This window comes from Sphingorhabdus lacus (assembly GCF_009768975.1).
In the GTDB taxonomy this organism is placed as follows: Bacteria; Pseudomonadota; Alphaproteobacteria; order Sphingomonadales; family Sphingomonadaceae; genus Sphingorhabdus_B; species Sphingorhabdus_B lacus.
Window position 1 is genome coordinate 1,291,719 of record NZ_CP035733.1, and the last position, 25,930, is coordinate 1,317,648.

The window sequence follows — 25,930 nt, forward strand, 5'->3', positions numbered from 1 at the left end:
ATCAATGCTCCGCCTCGCCCTTGCCGAGTTCGGCTTTGAGCATGAACGCGCCCTTGGTGACGACGACGGCACCTGGTTTCAGTCCATCGACAATCTCGATACGGCCACCGCCACGCTTGCCAGTGACAACTGTCGTAGACTGAAAACCCTTGGCGGTTTTGACGAACACGACTTCCTTGCCTTCAACGGTTTGCACCGCTTCTTCGGGCAGTGCGATCAAAGCGCTATCGCCGCCGCCACGCGGCTTGATGCGCGCGCGCAGGCCCTGACCGGGGGTTAGGCCGCCGATCCCTTGCGGCGTCAGAACTATGGTTGCGGTTTTGCTATCAGGGTCGAGACTGGGCGTTGCAGAGCGGACCACGGCGGTGACCGTTTCGCCGCCAAGAAGTTCGATGACCGCTGTATCGCCGGGCTTGATGCGGCGCGCGTCGGCGGCCAGCACCGATGCGTTGATCTGAATGCGATTGGGGTCGGAAACGCGGAACAGTTCGGTTCCTGCCAAGACATAAGAACCTAGTTTGGCGTCGGCCTTGGTTACACGGCCCGAGATCAGGCTGACGACACCCAAGGTGCGGCCATCTCCTGACACCTTCGCAGCGGAAGCGGCGGACTGTGAGCGCCGCGCCTCTGCTTCGGCTGCGGCCAACGCCGCTTGTGCGCCCTCCAAATCTTGCCGCGCAGTAACCTTGGCATCGAACAGCTTTTTCTCACGCGCATAGGTCGAACGGGCCAGCGCGAGATTGGCCGATGCCGAACTGCGTTCTGCGGCAATCGACGCGGCATCGCGGCTTTCCATGACCGCTAATGCTTCACCGGCACGCACGAAGTCGCCCAGTTGGCGGTTGATGCGGACGACGGCGCCATCCGCGCGTGCGGTTAGAACTGCTTCGCCTTCGGGTGTCGAGGCGACAACGCCTTGCGCCAATATCTCGGCACCCAATCCGCCCGATTGCAATGCCTCGGTAACGATGCCAGCAGCTTTTGCGCGAGACTCCTCCATGAGGATTTGGCCTTCGACATGGCCTTCCTCTTCGGCCTCTTCGGCGGGCGCTGCTGCGGCAGCCGTAGTTTCCGGAGCGAACATTGTGCGGCCCAGCATTATCCCGCCACCGCCAAGCACGAGCGTCGCAACGGCCACTCCAGCTATAAGCTTGTTTCTGTTATTTTCGGTTTCCATAAGATTGTCCTTTACAGCGCGTTTGCGCGGATGAGAGCGGCAAGCGCTTCGGCACGGTCGAGCCGCGCCTGGATGAGATTGAGTTTGGCGGTGGTCAGTGCAGTTTGCACATCGAGCAGTTCCAGCAGCGAGAATTTGCCGGCATTATATCCGATCCGTGTCAGTCGGAGGGCTTCTTCAGCCTGCGAGATGCCAAGCCCCGCCAGGGCCTCATAACGTACCTCGGCAGCGCCCAGCAATATCCGCGCATCCTGACGGACTCTGGTTGCTTCGATCCGTGCAAGCATCGTGGCCGATTCTGCCGCCAGACTTTCAGATTGGGCTGCGTCGATATTACCGCGATTTCGGTCACGGAACGGCATTGCAATCGAGACACCGGCGACCAAAGCCGTTTCTCTTCCTTCAGCAAAGCGACGGACACCGCCGCTCGCCGTGACGTCGGGCACGGCGTTTGCGCGCGCCAGCCTCACTCTGGCAAGTGCCGCGTTTTTTTGCGCTATCGCAAGCTGTTCGTTCAGCGAGGGCAATTCAACTGGCACGTTGGGAGGTGCCGACTCATCAGTAAATGTGGCGGATAATTCAGGATCGTCGCTCCAGATCAGCGTTGCCAACAGGCGCCGCGAACTTAACAATTCACCCAAGGTGCGCGCCTGTTCCGCCCGTGCCTCAGCCAACGCAGCCTCCGCACGAAGCTGGCGCAAGGGCGGCTCCCGACCGGCATCGACAAGGACTTTTGCTATCCTCGCCAGCTCTTCGGCGGCGGCGGTATTGTCGCGTGCCAACACCGCCCGGTCTTCGTCAGCCCGAAGCTCGGCATGTGCAAGACGGATATCACGGTCCAGATCCGCCAAAGCAGTCTTGTATGATAGAAACGCAAAATCCCGTTCGGCGCGAGCGACCTCCACCCGCGCACTGCGCTTGCCACCAAGCTCAAGCCGCTGGCTTACTGCCAACGTGGTTTCAGTACTCCGAAGCCCCTGAAACGCGCCGCTGCCGGCGAAATTCTCTACCTCGATGCTGAGCTCAGGGTTTGGCGAAACGCCAGCCTGCCTTGCCCGGGCTTCCGCAGCGTCAGCCTGAGCCTTCGCTTGCGTAACGCGCGGTGAACTCTCGGTTCCTTTTGCTAATGCCTGACTGAGTGAAATGGGTTCCGCGCGAATGGCAGCACCGCTGAAGACAAGCGCCCCCGCCAAAAGCGCAGCGCGCAATGAAATATGCATAAAAAAATCCCTGAACGTGTGACACTGGCGCAGATGCACACTGGCATCCGTGCAACGGACTCAGTTCAGGCAGCGGGAGGTTGGACGGGCGGCGCTTGCGCGAATGAAATTAGCGCAGATGAGATAGATGGCACTACTGCAGCCTCTTTCAAAGGCAGGACAGCAGCCAAGGGTGCCTCAACAGCAGGCGTTGCCGTGCAACAGTGATGATGGGCAACAGCTTGTCCGGCGGGACTCGACTTACGCTCTTTGTCGTCATCACCAGTCGGCGCAAGTTCGTGGCTAGCATCAACCGTCAAAAAAACGCTCGCAGGGCTCTCCACGGCACACGCCAACGCCGACCCTCCGGCACCTGACCAGAGAACTGCAAAAGCAACCAAAAAGGTAAACAACCGCAAGCGCATCGGCATGCTGCTAGCATGAGCCTTTATGTTTCGCAATGGCACAATCACGGTCGATATTCTTTAAGTCGGGATTCCAGATCAGCGGGTATGGGCATGGCCTTAAAGGCGCTGACATTGGCCCTGCCGGTGTTTCCTTTTGGAATCCGTCCGGAAATTGCGCCATTGGTGCCAAAGCCAGCCGAAAAATCTGCCCTGCTACTTCCTTTGCATCCCGTTCAATAAGAGCAAATCGGAGCATGGCCCAATGGCTGGCAAGATGAGGCCCCAAATAGGGCTGCGAGACAATGTGCGCGCGTTCTAGCGCAGTCCATGCCCTTTCATTGTCGCCCAAAGTCTTCGCTTCTTTGAACAGCGCCATTTCTTCGGCAATCACGCGGCGCGCTTGCAACGTGCGTGCAAGACCGCGCCAGCGCCGCTGCCTATGCCAGTAAAAAACCTGCGCAAAGGCCCAAACGAACGGCGTCATTAGTCCGGCCGAGATTTCAACCTCATCGCTGTAATGCGTGCTAGCTTTGCCATCTGGCGAAATCGTGATCCAGTGGTCCCATTTCCTAATCAGAGCGCTGTAACCGTTGTCGCGCAGGCGCTTTGGCCAATCGCCGCTTTCCGGTTCGTGCACAGAAGTCACAATCCATTGCGTGCCAAACGGCAATATCCCGAGCAGCCTTAATTTCACCTGATACCGGCCACCGGGTTTGAAATGTTCGAACGGTTCGCTGCCGACCGGTATGAAACGCACCAGCGGCCACGCGATATGCACGAGCAGGGGCGCAGTTTGAACTTCCGACCAGACAATATCAGGAGGGATGTCAATTATCGTTGAAAGTGACACCTTCATAACGCCACCGTTCGCAACTCGGCCACTGCTTGCCGGAACACTTGAAGCCCGCCCGTTAGTGCCAGCCCCGCCATGATCGACGCGACAATCAAGTCAGGCCACGCGCTGCCCGTGCCAAGCACGCCAAGCGCCGCCAGCATCACCGCGACATTGCCAATGGCATCGTTGCGCGAGCATAACCACACCGAGCGCATATTGGCATCGCCCATCCGATAGCGGTATAGCAGCAAGGCAACGCCGACATTGGCGGTCAGCGCGAGCGCACCAACAGCGCCCATTGTGGCGGGGTCGGGCGCAGTGCCGTTCACGAACGCCAAGATTGCGCTGCCAAACACCCAAGCAGCAAAACCGATCATGAATAGCGATTTGAGCAACGCCGCCCGTGCCCGCCAAGTTAGCGCTGCGCCGACGACTGCAAGGCTCAGCGCATAGTTGGCAGCATCGCCGAGAAAATCGAGCGCGTCGGCTTGAAGCGCGCGGCTGTCCGCCGCCGCACCCGCCACCATCTCAACGAAAAACATCGCAGCGTTGACGATCAGCGCCACCCATAAAACGCGCCGCCAGCGCGGATCGGCCTTCGCCGTCTCGTTCCCACAAGCGCTTTCGCAACAGTTGTCAGCCATCAAACATCCTTCTCGACAAATCCCGAGTCGGACAACTATCTACACCCTCTAGCAACTAGAGGGTCAAGCAGTGAAAATTGGTGAGCTTGCGAACGCGACTTCGACTAAGGTTGAGACGGTTCGTTACTACGAGACAATCGGTTTGCTCGCGCCGCCTGCGCGGAATGCAGCTAATTATCGCAATTACGGTAGCGAACATTTAGCCCGTCTGTCCTTCATTCGCCGAGCGCGAGACCTGGGCTTCCCCTTGGAAGCCGTGCGCGAATTGCTCGCCCTGTCTGATAACATTGGTCAAAGTTGCGAAGCGGTGGATCTTATTGCTAATAGCCATCTGGCCGAAGTGAAACGCAAGATCGACGACCTAACTTCCCTTCGCAGTGAGCTGGAACGCGTTATAGGCAGCTGCCGTCACGGCACCGTTGGCGAATGCAAGATTATCGACACGCTCGCGCCGCGGGCGGCATGTTAGGCAGCGTGAATCGATCACCCGATGGTTAGCCCGTTCATTTAACTTGGCTCAACGCTCACGATAGTAAGAACGATCATCGCGATAGCGGCGATCAGGACCCAAGAACCGGGGGCAATCGGGAACTGTTTTGATCGGCGGCGGTTTAGCAGCTACATGGCTAAATTCGCTGTTACCCTAACATCGCAAGGAAAATATAATGCACGTCCAAGACATCATGACACAAAATCCCACGTGCTGTGGGCCCGACGCTACCGTGCAGGCAGCAGCTAAGTTGATGATGGAGAACGACTGCGGGGAGATTCCTGTCTTAGACGACAACGGCATACCCATTGGCGTCATTACCGACCGTGATATTGCATGTCGCTGCGTTGCTGAGGGTAAAACAAATGACACACGCGTTAGCGATGTTATGTCATCGCCGGTTGTGACGGTGACGCCAGCGACTAGCTTGGCGGACTGTTGTGCGGTAATGGAAGAAAATCAGATTCGTCGGGTGCCGGTTGTAGACGACACCGGCAAATGCTGCGGAATGGTATCGCAGGCGGATGTTGCTCTTGGCTCGGACACTGAAAAAACAGGCCAACTGGTCCGTGATATGTCGAAACCCAATCATGACCCGTCGCACGCGGACTGATCTCTCATTTGGTCTCAACAAGATCGGTATGTTGCGATAACTATTTTGGCCAGACTTAATATTGATTGACAGTCACGAGGTTGAAAAATTTTGTCATAGTAAGTTTCGCGGATGCGGCCGGTAAGCGCTCAACCGGCAGGACGTTTTAACAGGGTCCGATGGCCGAAGGGACATCGGACCTTGGTTATTCGAGCTTAATGTCCGCGACGATATTCGCGGTGATAGCTATCACGGTCGCGGCGATGATGACGGTCGTCACGGTGGCGATTACGCTCGCGGTAATGACGACGCGGCTGCCGGTCGTAATCGTCGTAATAGCGATCTGCATAGTCATAATTGTAACCGCGGCGCACCGGCTGATAATAACCATAGCCGCCATATCCGCTACCAATGCTGATACTGACCCCGCCATGACCGCGACTGTGATGTCTATCGCGCGCAGACGCGGGAGAGGCCACCATTGCTGCGACGGTAGCGGTTACAATGAACATGAATTTCATTTTCATAGCACTGCTCACTTTATCAAAACGCCCAAGATGGGCGGTTCATGAAATCGGTATATTGTTGTCGAAATGAACTGGCAGTTAACTATTTTCGATGTGTTCTGGTGTTTGCCAGCGACCATCTACTAACCGGCACTAGGCAAATCCGACGTTAGCGCGCAGCAGCTTGCCGTAATGGCTGACCCTAAGCAGCCACAGCCCGTCCAAGCCTTGGAATGGTTCGGATGTAGAAAAGTTCGCTGATGAGTTCGACCAACGTCTGCGTCACGATGATTGCGGGTAAAACGGGAAGCGCGCCGGGCACGGCAAGAGCCAGCGGCAGTACGACAAGCGAGTTGCGTGTTGCGGTGCTGAAGGCAACTGCGCGCCCCTCCTCGGCCTTTAGTCGAAACGCTCGCGCCACCGCCCATCCGGTGAAAGGAGCGAGGACTGCGAAGGCAACGTAGAACGGGACGACGAACAGGACCGCATCCAAGGCTTGCCCAAGTTGCGGTACGACGGCGGCGACCACGGCGAAGAGTACAAATGCGGTCGCTGGCACGGGGAGAACACCTAGGATCGACGAGACCCGCGCGCCGAGCGACACGCGGGCAGCCCATAACTGGACGAGGCCTGCGAACACCAGCGGGATGACGATCAGCCACAAGAACGCATGAATGAACGGGCCGGCACGGACGAGCTCGGCGGCGGCGTCACCTAGAATCAGGCGCAGATAAACTGGCAACAATGCCATCTGGAGCAAAAGCAGCGTGGGCGTCGCCGCAAGCAATAATTTGGCGTCGGCGCGACCGAGATGAGCGAAGGTAACGACGTAGTCGATGCAAGGGGTCAAAAGCACCAAGAGAACTCCCAACCGGATTAACGGGTCGACGGGAAGGAGTTGTGCAAGCACTGCAACGAGTAGCGGAATCGCTACAAAGTTTGCGGCGAGCAGCGCCGATGTAAAACGCCACCGCGTGAGTGCGCGCCCAAGATCGGCGAGCGGAACCTGTAGGAAGGTTACAAACAGCATGAAGGCAAGCGCGGGATTGATTGTCGCTTCGAAAACCATTGTCGCCGGAGCTATCAGAGCGAAAACTGCGCCAGCGACGACTGAATTAAAGTATATAGGCACTTGGCGTGTTTCGAGTAAATCTCTCACCCGTTGCATGAACCCGTCGCCTTACATCTAAAATGGTCTAGAAGTTCGCTTATCAGGCCGGCGCATTCAATGCAGCCCCTCGTCGCAAATTGAACCAAAATCCCACAACGAGGACGGCCAGCATGACGGCCTGCGCCAATAAAGGTTCCGTTGCGGGAAAAATTCCCAATGATCCTATGCGCGGGAACCCGTCCAGTGAATTTATGTTGATCAGGCCAGCTTCCTGTAGTGCAGCGACGCCTTTACCGATCAGGATTACCGCAAGGATTGCCATGAGCAGCGAACTATAGGCAAAGAACTTCGTGATCGGAAGCCGACGACTATACCGCAACATTGCCCAAGCGATAACACCGAGCAGGGCGATTGCGGTGGCTGCACCTGCAAACATCACCCCTCCGTTTCCTTGGGCGGAAAGCGCTGCGTAAAATATGATCGTCTCAAAGACCTCTCGGTACACTGCCAAAAAAGCAAGGCCGAAAAGAAACCATGCCGATCCACGCGTAAGGGCTTTACCAAGTGTCGCCCTGATATATCTCTGCCATTCGTCCGCTTGCGACTTGCCGTGCATCCAGATACCAACCGATAAGAGGATGACGGCTGCCAATAACGAACCGAACCCTTCGGTCAGTTCGCGGCTGGCGCCACTGATGCCGATGACAAATGTAGCAGCTATCCACGTTGCTACACCTGCAAGAAGAGCCGAGATCCAGCCGCCATGAACATAAGGCAATACATCGGCGCGGTCAGCTTTGCGGAGAAAAGCAATCATTGCGACGACAATGAGCAAAGCTTCAAGCCCCTCTCGAAGCAAGATGGTGAGCGCCCCGACAAAAGTTGACGCATCGCTCGCGGCACTGGGCGAGATCGCAACCTCCGCCTCGCTGAAAAGTCCGTCAAGGACTTCAACTTGGGTTTCGAGTTCGGAAACTGGAACAGCTTTGCTGATGGCTGAACGCAGACCGCCCATTGCGCGTTCAATACGCGCCATAAGTGCCGCATCGCGGGACGCAAGCATCGGCTCAACAGGTTCAAACCCGTCGAGATAGGCCGACAGCGCCAGTTCTTCGGCTTCACCTCGGTTACCGGCCCGATATGCAGCCAGAGACAGGCGTAATTTCTCTCGGGCGACCGCGAGTGATCCGGTAGGGGCTGTAGCAATCGCTTCCGGGTGCGCGCGTAAATAGGCGATAACAGCATCGGCCTTTTCCTGGCCAACTGCTGCACCCAGCTTGGCTGGCGTGATTGTTGCCAGCGTGGTCAGGTCAGGAATTTCCTTCCGGATTGAACGATCGCCTTTCCATAGCTTTTCCCCAACACTCGTATCTGTGAACGCAATGCCGCCGCTGTAGTTGGCAAGGGCCCAGCGGTCCTCGGAAGACAATTGCGAAAACGCCTGCATTGAGGTTCCGTCAAGGCCCTGTGAGATTACTTGATAGAGCGCAAAAAGGCTACGCTGCCGCGCGCGAGATATGTCCGCGAAAGCTATCGGTGCCGGATCGAGGCCGGCCGCGCTTGGTCCCCGACCATCGCCGGTCGCGCCGTGACAAGCCGCGCAATTTTCTGTGTACAGTTTTGCGCCATTGGCAAAATCGGGAGCTTTCCTTGGCGCAAGCGTTACCGGATAAGCTACCAACAGCGCGGCCGCCAGCGAGCGAGCATTCTTGGCTACCGTTTCGGGAGATGCCTTGCCCGCTATTGCTCGCTCAAGTCCGACCGCCTGTCCAACCAGTGCTTGTTGCGCGCCCGTTTTCGGCAACGAAGCAATACGCAGACGCGCCGTAGCAGAAAATTCCGTCATCTCCGCATATTCAGCTTCGCTGGTGATCTGGCCGTTCGAAACCGCCCCACTGTAATCGACCGCCACATAATCAAGCAGTCGCCATACCGTTTGAACATCCCCCGGTACGGCGCGCGCCATAACAGGAAACATAATCCCCAATAGGGTGAATACGAGAATGACGTGTGCTTTGAGGAGGCGAATGTTCACGGTGAGCGGCCTTTATCTATTTCGTTATGCAGTCTCGCGCATGTCAACGCGAGCATGCCGGATAATTTCGAAAGCTGAATGGAGAAACAATAATGCAATCACGCCTGCGACCGCAAGATCTGGCCATGCTTGTCCTGTCCATCCGACAAGTGCTGCCGCGAAGATGACGGCCACATTGGCAAGAGCATCGTTACGACTGAACAGCCAGACAGCGCGGACATTCGCATCCCCATCACGAAATCTGGAAAGAACCAGTGCGGCGCTGATGTTCACAATAAGAGCAACAATACCGATTCCGCCCATCAATTCGGCCTCGGGCGCAACAGCATTGAACGCGCGCCAAGCTGCGAACGCGAGGACCCCGATCCCAAGCGCGCCCAGAAAAAGCCCTTGTGTCAACGCTATCCGAGCGCGCTCATGTGCCGTCCAGCCCAGCGCCATAAGCCCGACGAGCGTTATCGACCCGTCGCCAATGAAATCCAGCGCGTCCGCCTTCAGGGCCTGGCTGTTGGCGATGAACCCACCTAATATCTCGCAAACCCCGAAACCCAGGTTGAGGATCACGACGATCCATAATGCACGGGCATAAGCCGGGTCTTTTTCAGCCCTTTTGGTATCACCTGTGCAGCCACAATCGCTCGTGTTTGTTTCGCTCATAATTGGTGTATAATTCCTCCAGTAGCTGTAGGAGCAAGCGAAATCTTGCGAATCGCTTGCATTAAGGAAAGAGATGTCCGTCCAAAAATCTACTTTGATCGGTGATCTTGCGCGGCGAACTGGCACAAAAATCAACACGGTCCGCTTTTATGAAGAGATCGGCCTGATGCCAAAGGCGGCTAGGACGGCAGCAGGGCGGCGAATATATGCCGAAGCTGATTTTCGGCGGCTCTCATTTATTCGCCATAGTCGGGGATTGGGTTTCTCGATCGACGAAATCAGATCACTCATGGCATTGTCAGACCAGCCAGATCAAGATTGCGCAGAAGCGGCAATGATTGCCCGTCGTCATCTCAATAGCATTGAAGATCGTATCGCAAAACTTGAGGCTTTACAAAGTCAATTGACAGAAATTGCAACCTCTTGCGCAGGTGGGCGCGCCGCTGATTGTAGCATCATCGAAGCTATTGTCGGAATCGGCGGAGCCAGTGAGTTCCTTGCCGAATAGCCTAACAATATTGGCGTTATTTTTATATTGTAACCTTCGTCAAATGCATGATCGGAATGACAAGCGACAGCCGACGCTACCCCTACCTGCTTATATTCGGACTGTCCTATTCATATGCTATCCAGCGCAGCAGGACAGCCTTGCTACATCCCTGTCGAATGTCTGCGCCGCCAATTTCAGGCCTTCGACATTGGTGAGATATGGAAAGATTGTCGCGCCAAGATCGGCTGCCGTCATTCCGCATTTGATCGCCAGAACCAACGTCTGAATAGAGTCCGCGCCTTCGGGGGCCATGATCTGGCCACCAAGCAGACGGTCGGTTGCTTTATCCGCAACCAGCTTGATGAGCCCGCGCGTGTCACGCGCTGCCAATGCCCGTGGAACAGCGTCGAGCGGGAGAAGCGACACTTTGACGTCCAGTCCCTTCGCTCGGGCTACCGTTTCCGTGAGGCCGACAGCTGCAACTTGCGGGTCGGTGAACACAACAGATGGCATCACACTATTATCATAGCGATGCTGGTTTCCTTGAACCGCGTTGCGTGCGGCCAGCTTAGCGCCGTAGGCGGCCATGTAGACGAACTGGTCTCGGCCCGTGACATCGCCAGCAGCGTAAACGCCTGGGGCGGTCGTTTCGAGATAATCATCGACGATGACACCTCCGCCTTCGACGACACCGATGCCATGCTCTACCAAGCCTAGACCATCGCTGTTCGCACGGCGTCCGGTGGCGATCAGCACTTGTTGCGCCGAGATGATCTTAATCGCAGCGACAGTGTCAAAATGGTCTCCGCTGTCGCAGGATAGGGTCTCGCAAGTCAACTCGATCCCTTCGCCCGCGCGGTCAATGCGCTGATAGGCGACACCGGCACACACCCGCACACCTTCGGCTTCGAGATAGGATTGCAGTGCTGCGCTCACTTCGGGGTCCATTTCGGGGAGCAGGCGGCTGCGGCAACAGATGGTAACAGCTACACCAAGGCGCGCGAACATCTGCCCCAGCTCAACGCCGATGACGCCGCCACCGATCACGAGCAGCGATTTTGGAAGACGATCAAGTGCCAAAGCCGAAGTGCTGGTGAGATAGGGAATGCTGTCCAGCCCCGGTATGGGCGGCACTGCGGCGCGGGCGCCCATCGCCAGTATGACTTTGCCGACCTTTATCGGCGCGTCGCCGACCAGCAGCTCACCACCGGCAAAGCGCGCTCTGTCCTCAATGTAGCTCACGCCCTCATAGAGGGGCAGAAGGTCAATGTACTTCTTTTGGCGCAGCTCCGCGACCAGATCATCTTTTGACGCAGCGAGCTGTGTCCAGTCGCTTAGCTCGACACTTCCACCAAGACCCGGAAAGCGCGCGGCGGCGCGTCCGCCATGCACCGCTTCGGCAGCGCGGATAAGCGTTTTGGACGGAACGCAACCGACATTGACGCACGTCCCGCCAATTGTGCCATGACCGATCAGTGCGACTTTGACCCCAAGTTCGGCGGCGGTAATCGCGGCGGAGAATCCTGCCGAGCCTGCGCCGATAACGGCCACGTCGAATTTGTCCTGCCCAGAGCGGTTGCGACAATCGTTCATTGAATTTTGCTTTCCTACAGCGCGAATGCCGCCTTTAATCAGTTTTGGATGGCCCGCGCCGGATAACCCGCATTGGTTGATGCAGCGGCGATCGCGGCCGCATTGGTTCGGCGCGGATCATATGTGGCACGCGCGGTTTTGGACGCGAAATCGACACTAACCGCAGTCACGCCAGTCACGCCTTCCATCGCCTTCTTGACGGTGATCGGGCAAGTGGCGCAGGTCATGTTTTCAATGGCAAAGGTGGTTTGCCGTTGCGCCGTTGCCGCAGCAGGGCGATCTTGCGCCTTACCGCCAACCGCATAGGCGACCCCGCCGCTAGCCGTTACCAGCAGGGCCAATCCGATAAGTAGTGATTTTCTCATTGAAAACTTCCTTTCAGTAGAACCAAGGCGCCCACCAGTCGATGGTGAGCGCGGGGATGATGATGGCAAGTCCGAACCACAGCACAGTTTTCGTGGTGCGAGCGGATTGCGGACGCGCGCAGTATGGCCCGTATTCGCAAGCAGGCTTTGACTTGAGATAGACATGCCAGAAGCCATATCCGAGCAGCGCAAGCGTAACCGCCGCAACATAGGGCTTAATGGGTTCGAGCGCAGTCAGATTGGCAATCCAAGCACCTGAAATACCTAGTGTGACGAACAGCAACGGCACGACACAGCAAGCCGAGGCCAGCCCCGCGCCGATCAGAGCGCCAGTGGCAATCCAGCTCGCCGATTTGGGTTTTTGCGTTTCAAGTATGGCGGGTTGCTGCTGTTCAGGCGCTGAGGCCACGACAAAAATCCTTTCTTCCGGTTGTATGATTCTCACTGTAAGCTCTGTAGCGGCTACAGACTCAAGAGGTATTTTAGTGGAAACACATGGCGGTATTTTGCGTGCCCAACTCGCCCGGAAAACCGGCTGCAATCTCGAAACCATCCGCTATTACGAGAAGGTCGGATTGCTGCCGGAGCCGCCGCGCAGTTCCAACGGTTACCGCGTGTATTCGCCCGAACTGGTGGAAAGATTACAGTTTGTATTGCGTGCGCGCGAACTTGGCTTTTTGCTCGAAGAAATCAAAGCACTGCTTGGCCTCGATGCAGTTCAACCAAATGCCTGCAACGACGCTCATGGCATTGCCAAGGCCAATCTGGCTGCGGTGCGCTCCAAGATTTCCGATTTGCAAAAAATGGAGGCGATCCTTGCGAGTGCGGTTGCCGATTGTGAGTCGCGCGATTTCGGCGGCTGCCCGATTTTGAACGCTTTGTCGGGTTCGTCGCTGAACGCGCAGAGAACTAAACAGTGAAAATCGGGGAAATGCCAAGCGCAACCGCGACCAAGGTTGAGACAGTGCGCTTTTACGAAAAATCTGCCTACTGCACGCACCGGGCCGTAAGACTGCGAACTATTGCGATTATGAGGGTGAGCATCTCGCACGCCACTCTTGCATTAGCCGAGCACGGAGTTTGAACTTCGGTCTCGAGGCAGTTTGCGAATTGCTTCGGCTTGCAGATGATCCAGATCAGCCATGCGCGAACATACACAGTATGGCTTTCAGAAAAAACTTGCGAAATCGACGCGAAGATTGAAGATCTTATGCGGCTTCGGTCAGAGCTCTTCCAGCTGGTTTCTCCTTGCGAGACAGGAACCGTTCGCTCATGCCGCATCGTCGAAGCGTTTGCGCCAAGGGGTTGAGATCGCGCGCCCGATTGACAATCGGGGGCGGGGCGCAGATATTTGCGGCATGCGGCAGACATTTGTCAGACTATGCATCTCAATTATAATGGTGCTTGGGTTAGGGGCAGCCAGTCTTGCGCACGCCAGTGGTCCTTGTGTGCCACAAATGCAGTTGCAAGAGCTTTCGCCGACAGTGCTGTCTGACTGTGCTCAAGGGTTTCTTCGAACCGAGAATGGGACAATCCCTTGCGGCAAAATGCGCGCGGGCTGCTTAACGGCTGCTTCTTGCTTCTCCAATGTCGGGCTCTCTGTGCCTGATATTCTATTCCCCATATATAGTTGCTCCGATGGCAACCAAGGAACGATGCGCATCGCTTTGCTCGGAGGCATCGCCATCGCGCCTCTGCTTCACCCGCCTACCCCCGCTTCATAACCTGAAATCATGCTCGCGTCGCGGAAACGCACGCAAATATCGGCGCAGAGGTGACCAACCAGCTGCGCTGAAATCTCGCTTATGAGGGCTCTAAAAATGAAATCTATGTTCTATTTAACCGCGCTGGTTTTGCTGGTGCCGCAGATCTGCGCAGCACCCGCTTCGGCGCAAAAGCCGGGCTCACCGGGTTTCCGGTCGGAAACCCCCCAGCAAAAAGAAAAGCGTCTCGCTTGGCTGGAGCGCCGAGCAGAAATTCGGAAAGGCGATAGATGGCAAGTTCGCCATGCTTGGTCGTGCGGATAATGAAAATATCTGGTTCTTGACGTCCACCGACATTCACGAATGGAATGGCGGTGCCATAGCCGTTGAACCACGCTGGCCCTGGGAATTTGTGCAGATCGGCAATTGCGGATCACCGATTGAAATCGATGAAGGCTGGCTGGTTGTCACGCATGGGGTTGGGGCAGTTCGCAATTATTGCATCGGGGCTTGCCTGCTTGATCGCAAAGACCCCTCGAAACTGTTGGCGCGGACCAAGCAACCATTGTTGCGGTCCGACATGGAAGAGCGCGAAGGCTATGTCCCCAATGTTGCCTATAGCTGTGGATCGATGTTGCATGGTCGTCAGCTCATTCTGCCCTATGCACTCGCAGATAGCTTCACGACCTTTGTCACAATCGATCTGAGCGATCTCCTTAGCGCCATGGACTGAGCTTTCCCTGCACAAGTCAGCTGATCGGCACGATTTCGGCCCAGCGTTTTTCTCCAGCACCGATTGCAAGGGGTCGACCCGCCGCGTGCGTATATAAAGTCAGACACGAGCGAAGCGGGAAGCTGCCACAAAATGACGAAGGGCGACCAAGTCCGGACTGGAAGGGCGGCGGGCCTCAGCCGACATTGGCAAAGGCGTGCCGCGTCTGCGCGCGGGCATGGTCGCAATTCTCCTGAAGCTGGCTGTCGCAGCTCTGCCACCGATCCGTCCGGCGCTACCGAAAATCGATGCCGCTCGTGGGTATTCCAAAGGCCAGTCCTGTGACTGCGTCACTTGAACCCCGCTGCACTGTCGATGGCTTCGGGCAAGATCTTACTCGATCAGCGTTGCGCGCTGTCACCGGATATGTCGTGTCCACTTTGGACCGGAACGGTGTGATCATCGAGATCAACGACGATGCGCAAGCCATTCTCAGACGGCCTTTGTCGAGCCTTTTGGGCAACCCCCATGATCTCCTCTATCCTCTCGATGAGCGGGCTGCAGGTCAACCGATCGCTGACCGTGAAATGGCATCGCGCGACGGAAAGCTGGAGCGAGATGCCTGGCGCGTGCGTGGCGACGGGACAGAATTCCTGGCCCAATTAACCATCGACCCTCTTCTCGATGAAGATGGGAGAGTGCTTGGTTTTGGCTGCATCGAGCGCGATATCACTCACGAGGTGTCCGTTCGGACGTCATTTGAAGCGCGGGAGCAACATTTGCGGTCGATCCTTGCGACCGTCCCCGATGCCATGATTGTCATTGACGAGAAGGGACGTATCACCTCGTTCAGCGCTGCTGCAGAGCGGCTATTTGGTTTTCTCGAGCAAGAGCTGCTCGGCGCCAATATCTCTTGTCTCATGCCCGAGCCCGACCGCTCGCGGCATGACCAGTACATCGCGCACTATCTGAGCACCGGCGAACGCCGGATCATAGGGATTGGCCGCATTGTCGTTGGCCAACGCCGCGATGGAACAACCTTTCCCATGGAACTTTCGGTTGGCGAAGCGGGCGAACAAGGAAGCCGGGTATTCACCGGCTTCATCCGCGACCTCTCGGCAAAGGAACGGGACGAATTGGAGATCAAGACGCTTCAAGCCGAGTTAGTCCATGTCTCAAGAATCAGCGCGATGGGCACGATGGCGTCAACACTGGCCCATGAACTCAATCAGCCGCTCACGGCCATTGCAAACTATCTTGAAACGGTGCGCGATGTCTTGGATGGGCAAAGCAGTCTCCCGCCGGACAAACTCCGCGATGCAGTGAGTGAAGCAGCCGAGGAAGCGCTTCGCGCAGGAAACATCGTTCGACGCCTGCGAGATTTCGTTGGCCGCGGCGAGGTAGAAAAAACTATCGAAGGCCTTCGCGAGCTAATCGAGGAGGCCGCAAAGCTCGCTCTCTTGGGTGCGCGTGAACGAGGCGTGCGGAGCTTTTTTACATTGGACCCTGCGGCCTCGCCCGTTCTGGTCGATCGCATCCAGATCCAGCAGGTCCTCGTCAATCTCATGCGCAATGCCGTGGAGGCGATGGTCGATGTCAGTCGCCGCGAACTGCGTGTCTCGACGCGATTGACGCCTGGAGGCTTTGTCGAAGTATCCATCGCCGATAGCGGAACGGGAATTGCGCCCGAGATCTGGCCGAGACTTTTCGATGCCTTTGTGAGCGGCAAGGCTGACGGGATGGGGCTCGGTCTCTCCATCTGTCGCACCATTATCGAAGCTCATGGCGGTCGCATCTGGGCCGAACAACCGCCGGACGGAGGCACAATTTTCCTATTCACATTGATTCATGCCCGCACGGAAGACACCGATGACTAAGAGCAAAATCATCCATCTCGTGGACGACGAAGAAGCTATCCGGAAATCAGCGGGATTCATGCTTCGAACCTCGGGCTTCACCGTGCACAGCTACTCATCGGGCACCGAATTTCTGAAAGCAGCGCCGAATGCGAGCACCGGATGTGTTTTGCTCGACGTTCGCATGCCCGATCTGGATGGCCTGGAGGTTCAGTCCGCCATGAAAGTCAAGGGTGTGGCGATGCCCGTGGTCATTCTCACAGGACATGGCGATGTGTCCGTGGCGGTGCAGGCAATGAAGGCCGGTGCCGTCGATTTCATCGAAAAGCCTTTTGAAAAGGCTGCCCTGCTAGCTGCGATTGAGCGCGCATTTGCCCGGATTGAAGACACGGATAGCAGAGCGTTGGAAGAATCTGAAGCTCAGGTGCGATTGGCGCTTCTCACGCCGCGCGAGCACGAAGTGCTTGCGGGCCTTGTGCGCGGCCATCCCAACAAGACAATCGCCTATGATCTCGGCATATCTTCGCGCACAGTCGAGGTTCATCGCGCAAGCCTCATGGGCAAATTGTCGGCGCACAATCTTTCCGACGTCTTGCGGATTGCCTTTGCAGCCGGCGTTGGACGTATGGGAGCTCGCTAGGAGGTTTACGTACAGACTGAAGCGCCATTGATCGCAATGTTGGACAAGCAATACCTTCATTTGATTGTCTGGAACCATGTCCGCGTCAACCGGCGTAAAGCCCCGAACAGCCTTCACAATTCTGATATCGGACGATGAAAATGCGGTGCGGCGCTCGATGCAGCTCATGCTGTGTGCATGCGGCTACGCAGTCAGAAGCTACGCCAGCGGGAATGCGCTCATCGCCGACCCGCAGGCGCTGTCCGCCGATTGCCTGGTGGTTGACTACCGAATGCCCGATGTTGACGGATTTTCGGTCCTTCAGGAATTAAGAGCGAAAGGATGGGAGGGAAAAGCTCTCATGGTGACGGCATATTGCAATCATGCTCTCGAAACGCGCGCCCTCGCTGCCGGCTTCGATGAGGTGGTAGCAAAGCCATTTGTGGCGCGCGCAATAATCGATGCGGTCGCCCGCTTCGCAAAAGGTGCGGATTGAGACCATTTTTGGCCGGGATTTCGCGTCCATCGGCTCGGCAAGGCGCTGACCTGCGTTGTCAGATTACAAGAAACGCTCATCGCCATATCATGGCGGCGTTGACTGATAATGGCAGGAGAGCTGCCTTCTCCGCTCAAGGCAAAGGCGCGGACTTGCATCATGCAGCGGTCAAGCAACGCTCGAAAACCACTCTAAAGTCTTTTTTTATCATGGTCTAGTTTCGGATCAGCCTCTTAAACCGCCCATGTCAGCCTCTTCCTAGAAATTTCATTTATTTGAAGGCCTTGATCACGGCGTCAATCTTCACTTTAACTGACTTGTCATGCTGGGTGACTGGCGGAACTTTACGGTCAACCCCGAGCAGTTCATAGACACCCATCTGAGCAGCCCGCACCGAATATTCGACGGTGAAGACAACATCGTCGGCAATTTCGACAAACTGACTCACCAAGGCCAGGTTCTTGGAATTCTTAGGCACTGGCAACGGCCTGTCGCTGTGCGCGCGGGGCATGAACATGCTGGTGATATAGGGCATGCGGCAGGGGATACAGTTCGCATTTGAAAATGTTTCGTCGAAGTCAAAATTGAGATGCCCTGCAAGCTCACGCAGGATTTCCGCTCCCGAGCAGTCTGACATTGGTTTGGCGACAAAATCACCAATACGGTCAGGATGCAAAGCATAGCCCCATAGCACCTGAACATCGTCGGGCTGATCGATGAAATGCGGCTGATGGTACAGGACGACCGACATCAGCCAATTGGAATCTTTGAAGGTAACAAGGCCGCCAGTACCTGCGGTATTGCCGGACAATTTCTCCATTTGATCAAAGAAAGCCGTGTCTTTGAGCGTCACCGTAAAGGAAGCCCAGTAGGATTCGGGTATACTCGAATTGAAAACAGCCGGATTACCTAGCTCTGGGCGGCCCTCTGCCAGTTTTTCCCAAAGCGTCCAACCGCCGCTTTCCGCTTTAGTCAAATGCTCCGGAGCAGCGGTCATGCTACCCAGGCTTGAGGCGTCGGTCATCGAACCATTTTGGAAGAAGACAATATCGTCTTTTCCCACCGTGACAGTTTTTTTGGTTCCTGATTGCTGCATCGTAATGCCCTTCACAACGATCTCAGACCCCGCTTCGAGGTCAAAATCGGTAACAGTACAATTGTTCACGAATTGGACATCACGATCTTCAAGCCAGCGAACTAGAGGCCGAACAAGAGCATCATACTGATTATAGACCGTGCGTTTGACGCCTGCGAGAGTCTCGATCCGGGAGAATTCCTTCATAAATCTGTGCAGATAGCGCTTGAATTCAACCGCACTGTGCCAAGCCTGAAAGGCAAAAGTCGTTTGCCACATGTACCAGAAATTATTGGTGAAAAATCCAGGGGACAGCCAGTCGGTTATGATACTGGTTCCGAGCTTTTCTTCGCTGGCTTCGCTAAGAATTAGCAATTCTGCGCGGTCCCGCATGGTAAACCCCATGGTTGAAACGTCAACTATGGAACGATTGCGATCAATGAGCCGTGCCTGTGAATGCGCTTTTACTCTCTTGTTAAACGCAACAACTTCGTCGTAAACGGACATATCAGTATCGTTCAGCGACGGGATCGTTTTATACAGATCCCACATGCATTCATAGTTGTCGGTCGTGAGCATTCTTCCACCGCGTAGACTATATCCGCCTTCTGCGATCGGTGCCGCATCAAGACTTCCACCGAGAAGCGGCTTTGCTTCATAAATCGTTATGTTTTTGCCCTGCATGCCGGCATCGCGGATCATGAAGGCGGCAGCGGCCAACGAGCCAATGCCGCCGCCGACGAGATAGGCTTTCCTATTTTGGTTATTCTCTAGCATGTCATCCCGCATTCATTCGAGGTCCGTCAAGGGTGCCACCCCAAAGCGAGTTGCCACAGCACACGGCAACTCATCCAAGCATCAACCGCCGCAAGCAATCGGACACCCAAATCCAACGATAAAGGCTGACCCATCCATGCTGTCTCTCTCACCAGCGCGAATTCTGAATCAGAAATCCGCCCCGTGGAAATCCCTCGCGATTCAAATGGGTCGAAAACCGCTCTAATGCCGACTTGGGGGAGCAGGCCAGACGCCGCTCCTCCCAAAAACGCTCTACTTGTGTTTGTGTTCTGGCATCGGCTTGTCCGATGGCTTGGCTGTCCCCATCGGTTTCATCTGGCCGTCCATACCGGCGCATCCCATTTTGCCCATGCCCCCCATTCCAGCTTTGCCCTTCTTGCCACCATGGCCTTTCATCTTTTGGTCGTGCATCGGCTTATCGCTGCCTTGCATGCAGTGACCATTGGATTGGGATGGTTCCGCCTTGCTCGCACTCGCTGCAGGCTTTTTCGGTGGCGCCTTGGGCGCTTCGTCGGCGTAAACAGGAGCTGTTGCCAAAGCAACCAAGCTCAAAGCGGTGAACACTTTAGAAAAACTGCGCATTGCATTCTCCAGACTGAAATCAAAACGAGGAAATCTGCTTGGCGTTCAAAATCTGGGCCAAGCCGTGCACTGAAAATGCTACTTCCTGCATTGCGGGGCTATACGTGTAGTCCACAATTCGGGAGATTGCTTAGTCTTGGAGCCTCATGGCGCAGGCGAGCCCGTCTACCTCTGCCCTACGGCAGCAGATTTTTTCGCAACTACCGATTTACCCCTTGACCTTGGACCATGGTCAATAGGCTAACCAGTGCCCCGAGAGTCATCATCAAAGGTTATGGCTTGACGGAAGGCGAAGGATCAAGTGCTTGATGTTAGAGTAACAAATGACACATCTGCATCCGCGATTAGAGCCTAGCAGATGCTGAAAAGCGGCCGCCATCCTGTGCACAATACGTATTGAGGATGGTCCGACAATGAGCGCAAATGGCTTCGGTTGAAACAAGCATGATCCGTCGCAGTACAATTTTGTCGGCATGGGGGCTGGCTTCGGGGGTGCCCCTTCGACCGGTGGTTCGGGTCAAAAGATATCGTTCTGGACTCGCAGGAGGAACATTCAGCCCGCTGTATGGAAAGTAGCCAACAGCCTAAATCGAAAGGATATGATTAGCCATGAAGAAATTTTTTGCACCCGTTCTGATCGGAGCGGCGCTGTTTGCAGCAGCTCCCGCTCTCGCCCAAGGGCTCGGCCATACGTGGATCATGCGCGGCCAGGTCATCGCCGTAGAACCAACTGGACTCGTCATCTGTATTGGCAAGAGTGACGGTGCGCAGCCTGGTCAGGTTCTGGATGTCTATCGCGCGAAATATCACCCCCACGGCACCAAATCGAACTTACCCAATTACACGCGGGTCAAGGTCGGTTCGGTCACGATCAGTGAAGTAATCGACGATCACTTTGCTCGTGCGCAGATCACTGACGGTAAGCTGGAAAAGCACGACATCGTTGAACTCCGAAAGAATTGACCGAAGGCGGGGCAGTCCCGTCCGGGCTGCTCCTTCACCGGCTGAGACACCTCACTTACTACTTTGGGCCCGCAGGCATGAAAATGGGCCGGCGGTAGGTGGGTTCGTCGTCGGACGAGAGGATGATAGCATGCGAGGATATACCATTGGTGCCCTGGCGGCCGCCTGCTCAGTCAGGCGCGACACGATCCGCTATTATGAACGGTCGGGTCTTATGCCTCGCGCCGACCGGACGAGCAGCGGATACCGTATCTACGGCGACCGCGATGTCGAACGCGTCAATTTCATCAAGACCGCACAGACGCTGGGGTTCACGTTAAGTGAAATAGGAGTTTTACTATCGATACGCGGCCAAGCCTCGGCTTCTGCTGCCGACGTCGTAAAGCTAACAGAAGAAAAAATTCGCGACCTGTCAGCCAAACTTCGGCAGCTGCGCGGGATCAAGCATGCGCTGGAACAGCTCGTTGCGGATTGCCCGATCGATGTCCCGGTCAGCGATTGTCCGATCATCTTGTACATGTCGCATCCGACGCATCGGCACAGGCATAAGATCCAAAGTGAAACCATGCCCAAAGCCGCAGACCCCTGACAGCCTTCGGCAGGCGGCGCACTCCCCCCTGAACTTCCCCCCGACGCCGCCTGCCGGGGACAGTTCGCCAAAAACCAAAGGAAAGATCATGATTAAGTACATTCTCAAATCGGGTTATGCCATACCCGTCATCGCCATGACGGCGGCTGCGGCGGTGCTCAGCGCCTGCAGCCCGGCCAGCAAGTCAGACACAAACGCTTCGGACGGCAATACAACAGTCCAGGCCGTGCCTGCCAACGAGACGGACACCTCTGAGGACGCCGCAGAAGTCGCCCGCGAAATGCATAACCGGATGAACGAAGACCAGGCCATGCATGATTCGATGAAAGGCGGGTGGATGCCTGATGATCAAATGGACAAGATGCACCAACGCGGAATGAACGATCCGGCTATGAAGGGCGGCGCAATGCAGGGCATGGGCGGCAAAGCCCCCTCAGACCCGGCACCGAAGGACAAGGCCGATCCGATGCCGATGAACGATATGTGATCGGCCAAGCCTGGCGTCTGTTGGACATGCTAATCATTTCTATATTGCGCCGGTCAGTACCTATTTTGCTTGCTGCCGCTGCCTTACCCCCACAGGCGGCAGCGGCTCAGGCAGTTGCCGATCATGCCGCGCACCACCCCGGCAACGGCACTCCGGCTGCCACGGTGCCCCAGCCCGCAGCGCCCGCCCCGCCTTCAGCGAGTCCGTCCGCGAATACAGGCGCAGCCATGTCCAAAATGATGGACGAGATGATGGGCAGCGAGATGGAAGGCGGTAAGCAGACCGCCGCCTATTCGGCGCTGCTGACTTTACCTGAACTCGATCAACGCGCTCGGACGACCGTTGCAGCTGAGGCAGCGGCGCGTCTCCATCAGGGCGTGACCCTTGCGAGACAAGCAGGCGATGCCCATGGCCCCGGTCAGGCCGATAGCTCTGCGATAGCGAGCCAGCTGCGCGAAGCCGCAGCGCTGGTAGAGAGCGGAGCTGCGACCACGGCGGCACTGGACGGGAGCCGACCTGGTAGCAAGATCGCCAACGACTGGTTCCGGTCCGAAATGGGGCTGGGAACACCTGAGGATCATGCCTCGATGGAGGGAAAATTATGGGGGCTGTCCGCAGGGCATTGGCTGTTCATGGCGGTAACACTGCTTGGGCTGGCGGCGCTGCTACTCCTTCAGTTGCTGCGTCTGCGCCGCGTGCGCGCGCTCATTGCCCCGGGTCAGCTGCCGCGTCCTGTAGACTTAAAGCCTAGTGCATCATTGGATCCAAGGCGCGCCAAGACAGGCACGGCAGTCGCCCGCCAGCAACTTTCCGATACCGATCAGGTACCGGCGCGGCAGGCCGCCCCTCCGAACCGCGCGGCAGCGACCAAACTCAACCGCTGGAGCGGGGAGTTGCGGATTGCGCAGATCTTCGACGAGACACCGACCGTCAAAAGCTTTCGGATGATCCTGCCTGGTGCGGATCGGCTTCCCTTCGACTTCATGCCCGGCCAATTCCTCCAGGTCGAGGTGCCGAAAGACGATGGCAGCAAAGCCAAGCGCTCCTATACGATTGCCTCCTCACCGACTCAGCGCGCTTATGTTGAACTTACGGTCAAACGCGAAGCGCAGGGTGCGGTTTCGCGTTACATGCACGACGCGTTGAAGCCGGGCGATCTCCTCCATATCGCCGGTCCCTTCGGCCATTTCACTTTCACCGGCACCGATGCTGAGAGCATCGTTCTGATTGCTGGCGGCGTCGGCATTACTCCAATGATGTCGGTTCTGCGGTTCTTGACCGACACGGCATGGAGCGGGGACATCTTCTTCGTTTACGCTGCTCGCTCGACCGAAGAATTTGTTTTCAGGAGCGAGATCGAGCAGCTCGAACGGCGTCATTCCAATCTGCATGTCTTTGCTTCGATGCAACGTTCGCCAGGAACCGTCTGGCACGGAGCCGAAGGGCATATCACGCGTGAGTTGCTTGAAAGCGCCGTCCCCGAGATCGCCAAGCGGCGCGTCCATTTATGCGGACCACCGTCGATGATGGCCGCAATGCGCGACATACTGACACAGATCGGCGTACCCCAGGCCCAAATATACAGCGAAGCCTTCGGCCCCGCCTCATTGCCAATCGATGACCTATCCAAGGAAGATGGTGCAGAACAGCCCGAGGCGTCCTCTGCAGAGGCGGCGCCGGAGAAGACAAAAGTGGCACGTGATGAACTGGCTGCGACAACCGTGACGTTTTCGATTGCGGGCATATCGGCTCCGCTCGATACCGACGAAACGATCCTTGAAGCCGCCGAGACGGCGGGGGTCGAAATCCCCTATTCCTGCCGGGTCGGTGAGTGCGGTGTCTGCGTCACACGACTCCTCGAAGGCGAAGTTACAATGGATGTCGAAACCGGTCTGGATGCCGCCGATAAGGCGCAAGGCTATGTGCTTGCCTGCCAGGCGCGGTGCACGCGCGGCCCGCTGGTGGTCGAAGCCTGATGCGTGAGCGCAGCGACATCTTGATGGGGTTGCTGTTCGCCTTCCTGCTGATCTTTCTGCTCGGCTTTATTGTTCATGCCTCACCTCGGTTTCCCGGTAGCCTGTCAGGCAGCCTTCTCGGGATAGCCGCAGCCTTGCTGATGCTGGTTCCCCTCGTCCATGTCGCTGCGCGGCGCATTCCATCATTCGGGAAGTGGCTCGACCTGCGGATCAGCAAGCGGACTTTGCTGTCGATCCACATTTATGCCGGGGCATTCGGGCCAATCCTCGCGCTGATCCATGCCGCACACAAATTCGAGAGCCCGCTTGGGATCGCGCTGACGGGTACTGCGATCCTTGTCGTCTGGAGTGGTTTCGTCGGCCGCTATTTTCTGATTCAGGTATCCAAAGCCATCCGGGCGCGCGAATCCGAGTTAGCAATGCTGCGGCTGGGTCTGGATGCACAGCCGCCAAAATCTGAGCCGCCCAAGGGAGACGCAAGCAATGGCCTTAGCCGCTGGCGTTTTCTGTTTGCCCCGACTGACGACCTCGACCCTGCGGATCTGGCCGACGCCAAACAACGCGCCGAAGCGCTGGCAGATACCGAATATGCCGTGCGCGCCGAACGGGCGGTCTCCCGGCTGTTCGGGACCTGGCGGACCATCCATATCGCCACCAGCACATTGCTCTATGCGCTGCTGTTGCTCCACATCTGGGCCGGCTACTATTTCGGGTTTCGCTGGCTATGAAGGGCATGCGGCTCCTCTACGCCGTCTATGCGCTGGCCCTGGTGTTGCTGGTCATCATTGTGCCACTCATGACCCATGGCGGCGGGAGCAGTGCTGTCAAGGGCTGGACGGCACTGGTCGATCCCGGCCCGCTGTCCGCCCAACATGCTTCTGTGAAGGCGGATTGCGAAAGCTGTCATACGCCGCACAAGGGCGTCGATCCGGTAAAATGCATTGCCTGCCATATCGGGGCGGACTTCGGCACCAAGGCATCGACGCGGTTTCACGCCAACGCCAAACAATGCACAACCTGCCATCTCGAACATGACGGCGGCGCGAGCCTCACACGCATGGATCATTTGGCGCTGCTCGACCCCAAGCTCTGGCGAGGCCCGGGCGTAACAGCAGATGCAAGTCCGATAGGCACATCATCCAAGACCAGCAATGCCCTGTCATGCGCAAGCTGTCACGCGGCACGCGATCCGCATCAGGGCCTATTCGGCAAGGACTGCAAGAGCTGTCACACACTTATAGAATGGAAAATTGCCAAATTTCGTCACCCTTCGGTCAATTCACGGCAATGCGCCGAATGTCACAAAGCACCGCCAAGTCACTTCATGATGCACTTTAAAATGGTGTCACAACGCGTGGCCAAAGAGCACGCTCCAGTCAATCAATGCGTCGCCTGTCATACCACTGACAGCTGGAACAATATTCGCAAGGTCGGATGGTATGACCATCATTGAGCCTGCAAATGCCGCGCTCGACACGCTCGTCCGTTTCGCGGTGCTGCTGCTCGAACTCGCCGGGACGATGACGATATTGGCAGGCGCCGTTGCCGCCATTTTCCTGTTCGTGTCGCGCGTGCGCGCGTGCGGCATTCAGGCCGCTTACCAGCCCGTCCGAGCCGTTTTGGGCCGCAGCATTCTGCTGGGCCTCGAGTTTCTGGTGGCTGGCGACATATTAAAGTCGCTCGTCATCAATCCCAGCCTTGATGACCTTCTTGTCCTTGCCGGCCTTATTCTCGTCCGTACATTTCTGAGTGTTTCGCTCGGGGTCGAGATCAACGGCCATTGGCCTTGGCAGGAAACAGCCATGGCAGGACGGACCCAACCCGTTGTGCGCCCCAACTATCGCGCGAAGAACGATCCGCCACGAGGCCAGGATGAGGGATAGCGATCACCCGGCTCCCGACGAAAACCGGCTTGTCTGCGCCGCTGGCCGCCATGTCCAAACCCTCTACGAGCAGGCCCCGCATTGCCGCAC

29 protein-coding genes and 1 pseudogene are annotated in these 25,930 nt (G+C 56.8%); 17 read left to right on the plus strand and 13 right to left on the minus strand.

Annotation, left to right across the window (positions count from 1 at the left end; translation table 11 throughout):
* Position 1 precedes the first annotated feature (1 nt).
* Positions 2-1,177: an efflux RND transporter periplasmic adaptor subunit gene (locus tag EUU25_RS06055; RefSeq protein ID WP_158899219.1), complete on the minus strand. Its 1,176-nt coding sequence runs from the start codon at positions 1,175-1,177 to the stop codon at positions 2-4.
* 11 nt (positions 1,178-1,188) lie between these two features.
* Entirely contained in the window at positions 1,189-2,397 is a 1,209-nt protein-coding gene (locus tag EUU25_RS06060; protein ID WP_158899221.1) for a TolC family protein, read from the minus strand.
* Here EUU25_RS06060 and EUU25_RS06065 point away from each other — a divergent pair.
* Positions 2,392-2,604, plus strand: a complete 213-nt coding sequence (locus EUU25_RS06065) for a hypothetical protein (protein ID WP_158899223.1) — start codon at positions 2,392-2,394, stop codon at positions 2,602-2,604. The genes EUU25_RS06060 and EUU25_RS06065 overlap by 6 nt on opposite strands.
* A gap of 207 nt (positions 2,605-2,811) precedes the next feature.
* Here EUU25_RS06065 and EUU25_RS16665 read toward each other — a convergent pair whose 3' ends face one another.
* Both EUU25_RS16665 and EUU25_RS06080 read right to left on the minus strand, forming a co-directional pair.
* A complete protein-coding gene (locus tag EUU25_RS16665; RefSeq protein WP_425505206.1) occupies positions 2,812-3,639 on the minus strand; it encodes a DUF3703 domain-containing protein in 828 nt (275 codons plus the stop codon).
* Positions 3,636-4,262: a cation efflux transmembrane domain-containing protein gene (locus EUU25_RS06080; protein WP_158899225.1), complete on the minus strand. Its 627-nt coding sequence runs from the start codon at positions 4,260-4,262 to the stop codon at positions 3,636-3,638. The genes EUU25_RS16665 and EUU25_RS06080 overlap by 4 nt, the downstream gene beginning before the upstream one ends.
* 70 nt (positions 4,263-4,332) lie before the next feature.
* Between EUU25_RS06080 and EUU25_RS06085 the strand changes: the two genes are divergently transcribed.
* Together EUU25_RS06085 and EUU25_RS06090 are read left to right on the plus strand one after the other, a co-directional pair.
* Positions 4,333-4,731: a MerR family transcriptional regulator gene (locus EUU25_RS06085; RefSeq protein WP_158899227.1), complete on the plus strand. Its 399-nt coding sequence runs from the start codon at positions 4,333-4,335 to the stop codon at positions 4,729-4,731.
* Between the two features lie 196 nt (positions 4,732-4,927).
* Positions 4,928-5,365 (plus strand): CBS domain-containing protein, encoded by a 438-nt coding sequence (locus EUU25_RS06090; protein WP_158899229.1) that lies wholly within the window; start codon positions 4,928-4,930, stop codon positions 5,363-5,365.
* A 194-nt stretch (positions 5,366-5,559) separates the two neighbouring features.
* Here the strand turns inward: EUU25_RS06090 and EUU25_RS06095 are convergent, their stop codons facing one another.
* From EUU25_RS06095 to EUU25_RS06110, 4 genes are all read right to left on the minus strand, one after another.
* Complete coding sequence (locus EUU25_RS06095; RefSeq protein WP_158899231.1) at positions 5,560-5,871, minus strand: hypothetical protein; 312 nt, start codon at positions 5,869-5,871, stop codon at positions 5,560-5,562.
* Positions 5,872-6,052: 181 nt separating this feature from the next.
* The gene (locus EUU25_RS06100) at positions 6,053-7,018 is read right to left on the minus strand and encodes a bile acid:sodium symporter (RefSeq protein ID WP_158899233.1); all 966 of its coding nucleotides are present in this window, start codon (positions 7,016-7,018) and stop codon (positions 6,053-6,055) included.
* A 43-nt stretch (positions 7,019-7,061) separates the two neighbouring features.
* Positions 7,062-8,939: a cytochrome c/FTR1 family iron permease gene (locus EUU25_RS06105; RefSeq protein ID WP_158903169.1), complete on the minus strand. Its 1,878-nt coding sequence runs from the start codon at positions 8,937-8,939 to the stop codon at positions 7,062-7,064.
* An 81-nt stretch (positions 8,940-9,020) separates the two neighbouring features.
* Positions 9,021-9,653: a cation efflux transmembrane domain-containing protein gene (locus EUU25_RS06110; protein ID WP_158899235.1), complete on the minus strand. Its 633-nt coding sequence runs from the start codon at positions 9,651-9,653 to the stop codon at positions 9,021-9,023.
* Between the two features lie 73 nt (positions 9,654-9,726).
* Here EUU25_RS06110 and EUU25_RS06115 point away from each other — a divergent pair, with 73 nt between their 5' ends.
* Entirely contained in the window at positions 9,727-10,161 is a 435-nt protein-coding gene (locus EUU25_RS06115; RefSeq protein ID WP_158899237.1) for a MerR family transcriptional regulator, read from the plus strand.
* Between the two features lie 117 nt (positions 10,162-10,278).
* Here the strand turns inward: EUU25_RS06115 and merA are convergent, their stop codons facing one another.
* From merA to EUU25_RS06130, 3 genes are read right to left on the minus strand one after another with little or no spacing between them, the layout of a single operon-like run.
* Positions 10,279-11,736, minus strand: a complete 1,458-nt coding sequence (gene merA, locus EUU25_RS06120; protein ID WP_158899239.1) for a mercury(II) reductase — start codon at positions 11,734-11,736, stop codon at positions 10,279-10,281.
* A gap of 38 nt (positions 11,737-11,774) precedes the next feature.
* Positions 11,775-12,101: a heavy-metal-associated domain-containing protein gene (locus EUU25_RS06125; protein WP_158899241.1), complete on the minus strand. Its 327-nt coding sequence runs from the start codon at positions 12,099-12,101 to the stop codon at positions 11,775-11,777.
* 13 nt (positions 12,102-12,114) lie between these two features.
* A complete protein-coding gene (locus EUU25_RS06130; RefSeq protein WP_158899243.1) occupies positions 12,115-12,510 on the minus strand; it encodes a mercuric transporter MerT family protein in 396 nt (131 codons plus the stop codon).
* Between the two features lie 76 nt (positions 12,511-12,586).
* On the opposite strand from EUU25_RS06130, the gene EUU25_RS06135 reads away from it, so the two are divergent.
* The 6 genes and pseudogenes from EUU25_RS06135 to EUU25_RS06155 all read left to right on the plus strand — a co-directional run bounded on the left by EUU25_RS06135 (position 12,587) and on the right by EUU25_RS06155 (position 17,487).
* Positions 12,587-13,021, plus strand: a complete 435-nt coding sequence (locus tag EUU25_RS06135; protein ID WP_187351297.1) for a MerR family transcriptional regulator — start codon at positions 12,587-12,589, stop codon at positions 13,019-13,021.
* A gap of 190 nt (positions 13,022-13,211) precedes the next feature.
* The gene (locus EUU25_RS16690; RefSeq protein ID WP_425505209.1) at positions 13,212-13,304 is read left to right on the plus strand and encodes a hypothetical protein; all 93 of its coding nucleotides are present in this window, start codon (positions 13,212-13,214) and stop codon (positions 13,302-13,304) included.
* A gap of 696 nt (positions 13,305-14,000) precedes the next feature.
* A pseudogene (locus EUU25_RS06140) lies at positions 14,001-14,537 on the plus strand (glycoside hydrolase family 130 protein); the annotation flags it as partial.
* 320 nt (positions 14,538-14,857) lie between these two features.
* The gene (locus EUU25_RS06145) at positions 14,858-16,393 is read left to right on the plus strand and encodes a PAS domain S-box protein (protein WP_425505210.1); all 1,536 of its coding nucleotides are present in this window, start codon (positions 14,858-14,860) and stop codon (positions 16,391-16,393) included.
* Positions 16,386-17,012: a response regulator transcription factor gene (locus EUU25_RS06150; protein ID WP_158899247.1), complete on the plus strand. Its 627-nt coding sequence runs from the start codon at positions 16,386-16,388 to the stop codon at positions 17,010-17,012. The genes EUU25_RS06145 and EUU25_RS06150 overlap by 8 nt, the downstream gene beginning before the upstream one ends.
* A gap of 76 nt (positions 17,013-17,088) precedes the next feature.
* A complete protein-coding gene (locus EUU25_RS06155) occupies positions 17,089-17,487 on the plus strand; it encodes a response regulator (protein ID WP_158899249.1) in 399 nt (132 codons plus the stop codon).
* Positions 17,488-17,758: 271 nt separating this feature from the next.
* On the opposite strand, the gene EUU25_RS06160 is transcribed toward EUU25_RS06155, so the two are convergent.
* Positions 17,759-19,339, minus strand: a complete 1,581-nt coding sequence (locus EUU25_RS06160) for an oleate hydratase (RefSeq protein WP_158899251.1) — start codon at positions 19,337-19,339, stop codon at positions 17,759-17,761.
* Positions 19,340-19,612: 273 nt separating this feature from the next.
* Positions 19,613-19,942, minus strand: coding sequence for a hypothetical protein (locus EUU25_RS06165; protein ID WP_158899253.1), 330 nt, complete (start codon positions 19,940-19,942; stop codon positions 19,613-19,615).
* A gap of 609 nt (positions 19,943-20,551) precedes the next feature.
* Between EUU25_RS06165 and EUU25_RS06170 the strand changes: the two genes are divergently transcribed.
* The 7 genes from EUU25_RS06170 to EUU25_RS06200 all read left to right on the plus strand — a co-directional run bounded on the left by EUU25_RS06170 (position 20,552) and on the right by EUU25_RS06200 (position 25,840).
* Positions 20,552-20,905 (plus strand): hypothetical protein, encoded by a 354-nt coding sequence (locus EUU25_RS06170; protein ID WP_158899255.1) that lies wholly within the window; start codon positions 20,552-20,554, stop codon positions 20,903-20,905.
* Between the two features lie 130 nt (positions 20,906-21,035).
* A complete protein-coding gene (locus EUU25_RS06175) occupies positions 21,036-21,494 on the plus strand; it encodes a heavy metal-responsive transcriptional regulator (RefSeq protein WP_158899257.1) in 459 nt (152 codons plus the stop codon).
* A gap of 88 nt (positions 21,495-21,582) precedes the next feature.
* Positions 21,583-21,981 (plus strand): hypothetical protein, encoded by a 399-nt coding sequence (locus EUU25_RS06180; protein ID WP_158899259.1) that lies wholly within the window; start codon positions 21,583-21,585, stop codon positions 21,979-21,981.
* 26 nt (positions 21,982-22,007) lie between these two features.
* Positions 22,008-23,957, plus strand: a complete 1,950-nt coding sequence (locus EUU25_RS06185) for a 2Fe-2S iron-sulfur cluster-binding protein (RefSeq protein ID WP_158899261.1) — start codon at positions 22,008-22,010, stop codon at positions 23,955-23,957.
* Positions 23,957-24,685 carry a hypothetical protein gene (locus EUU25_RS06190; protein ID WP_158899263.1) on the plus strand — a complete coding sequence of 243 codons (729 nt, stop codon included), beginning with the start codon at positions 23,957-23,959 and terminating at the stop codon, positions 24,683-24,685. Before EUU25_RS06185 ends, EUU25_RS06190 begins: the two co-directional genes overlap by 1 nt.
* A gap of 5 nt (positions 24,686-24,690) precedes the next feature.
* On the plus strand, positions 24,691-25,410 hold the full coding sequence (locus EUU25_RS06195; protein ID WP_246162938.1) for a cytochrome C: 720 nt from the start codon (positions 24,691-24,693) through the stop codon (positions 25,408-25,410).
* A complete protein-coding gene (locus tag EUU25_RS06200) occupies positions 25,397-25,840 on the plus strand; it encodes a DUF1622 domain-containing protein (protein ID WP_158899267.1) in 444 nt (147 codons plus the stop codon). Before EUU25_RS06195 ends, EUU25_RS06200 begins: the two co-directional genes overlap by 14 nt.
* Positions 25,841-25,930: the final 90 nt, after the last annotated feature.

Excerpts from the sequence above, each read along its gene's own strand:
- EUU25_RS06055 (WP_158899219.1), bottom strand. The coding sequence starts at position 1,177 with ATGGAAACCGAAAATAACAGAAACAAGCTTATAGCTGGAGTGGCCGTT.
- EUU25_RS06065 (WP_158899223.1), top strand. The coding sequence starts at position 2,392 with ATGCATAAAAAAATCCCTGAACGTGTGACACTGGCGCAGATGCACACT.
- EUU25_RS06060 (WP_158899221.1), bottom strand. The coding sequence starts at position 2,397 with ATGCATATTTCATTGCGCGCTGCGCTTTTGGCGGGGGCGCTTGTCTTC.
- EUU25_RS16665 (WP_425505206.1), bottom strand. The coding sequence starts at position 3,639 with ATGAAGGTGTCACTTTCAACGATAATTGACATCCCTCCTGATATTGTC.
- EUU25_RS06080 (WP_158899225.1), bottom strand. The coding sequence starts at position 4,262 with ATGGCTGACAACTGTTGCGAAAGCGCTTGTGGGAACGAGACGGCGAAG.
- EUU25_RS06090 (WP_158899229.1), top strand. The coding sequence starts at position 4,928 with ATGCACGTCCAAGACATCATGACACAAAATCCCACGTGCTGTGGGCCC.
- EUU25_RS06095 (WP_158899231.1), bottom strand. The coding sequence starts at position 5,871 with ATGAAAATGAAATTCATGTTCATTGTAACCGCTACCGTCGCAGCAATG.
- EUU25_RS06100 (WP_158899233.1), bottom strand. The coding sequence starts at position 7,018 with ATGCAACGGGTGAGAGATTTACTCGAAACACGCCAAGTGCCTATATAC.
- EUU25_RS06105 (WP_158903169.1), bottom strand. The coding sequence starts at position 8,939 with ATGTTTCCTGTTATGGCGCGCGCCGTACCGGGGGATGTTCAAACGGTA.
- EUU25_RS06110 (WP_158899235.1), bottom strand. The coding sequence starts at position 9,653 with ATGAGCGAAACAAACACGAGCGATTGTGGCTGCACAGGTGATACCAAA.
- EUU25_RS06115 (WP_158899237.1), top strand. The coding sequence starts at position 9,727 with ATGTCCGTCCAAAAATCTACTTTGATCGGTGATCTTGCGCGGCGAACT.
- merA (WP_158899239.1), bottom strand. The coding sequence starts at position 11,736 with ATGAACGATTGTCGCAACCGCTCTGGGCAGGACAAATTCGACGTGGCC.
- EUU25_RS06125 (WP_158899241.1), bottom strand. The coding sequence starts at position 12,101 with ATGAGAAAATCACTACTTATCGGATTGGCCCTGCTGGTAACGGCTAGC.
- EUU25_RS06150 (WP_158899247.1), top strand. The coding sequence starts at position 16,386 with ATGACTAAGAGCAAAATCATCCATCTCGTGGACGACGAAGAAGCTATC.
- EUU25_RS06155 (WP_158899249.1), top strand. The coding sequence starts at position 17,089 with ATGTCCGCGTCAACCGGCGTAAAGCCCCGAACAGCCTTCACAATTCTG.
- EUU25_RS06160 (WP_158899251.1), bottom strand. The coding sequence starts at position 19,339 with ATGCTAGAGAATAACCAAAATAGGAAAGCCTATCTCGTCGGCGGCGGC.
- EUU25_RS06165 (WP_158899253.1), bottom strand. The coding sequence starts at position 19,942 with ATGCGCAGTTTTTCTAAAGTGTTCACCGCTTTGAGCTTGGTTGCTTTG.
- EUU25_RS06170 (WP_158899255.1), top strand. The coding sequence starts at position 20,552 with ATGAAGAAATTTTTTGCACCCGTTCTGATCGGAGCGGCGCTGTTTGCA.
- EUU25_RS06175 (WP_158899257.1), top strand. The coding sequence starts at position 21,036 with ATGCGAGGATATACCATTGGTGCCCTGGCGGCCGCCTGCTCAGTCAGG.
- EUU25_RS06180 (WP_158899259.1), top strand. The coding sequence starts at position 21,583 with ATGATTAAGTACATTCTCAAATCGGGTTATGCCATACCCGTCATCGCC.
- EUU25_RS06185 (WP_158899261.1), top strand. The coding sequence starts at position 22,008 with ATGCTAATCATTTCTATATTGCGCCGGTCAGTACCTATTTTGCTTGCT.
- EUU25_RS06190 (WP_158899263.1), top strand. The coding sequence starts at position 23,957 with ATGCGTGAGCGCAGCGACATCTTGATGGGGTTGCTGTTCGCCTTCCTG.
- EUU25_RS06195 (WP_246162938.1), top strand. The coding sequence starts at position 24,691 with ATGCGGCTCCTCTACGCCGTCTATGCGCTGGCCCTGGTGTTGCTGGTC.
- EUU25_RS06200 (WP_158899267.1), top strand. The coding sequence starts at position 25,397 with ATGACCATCATTGAGCCTGCAAATGCCGCGCTCGACACGCTCGTCCGT.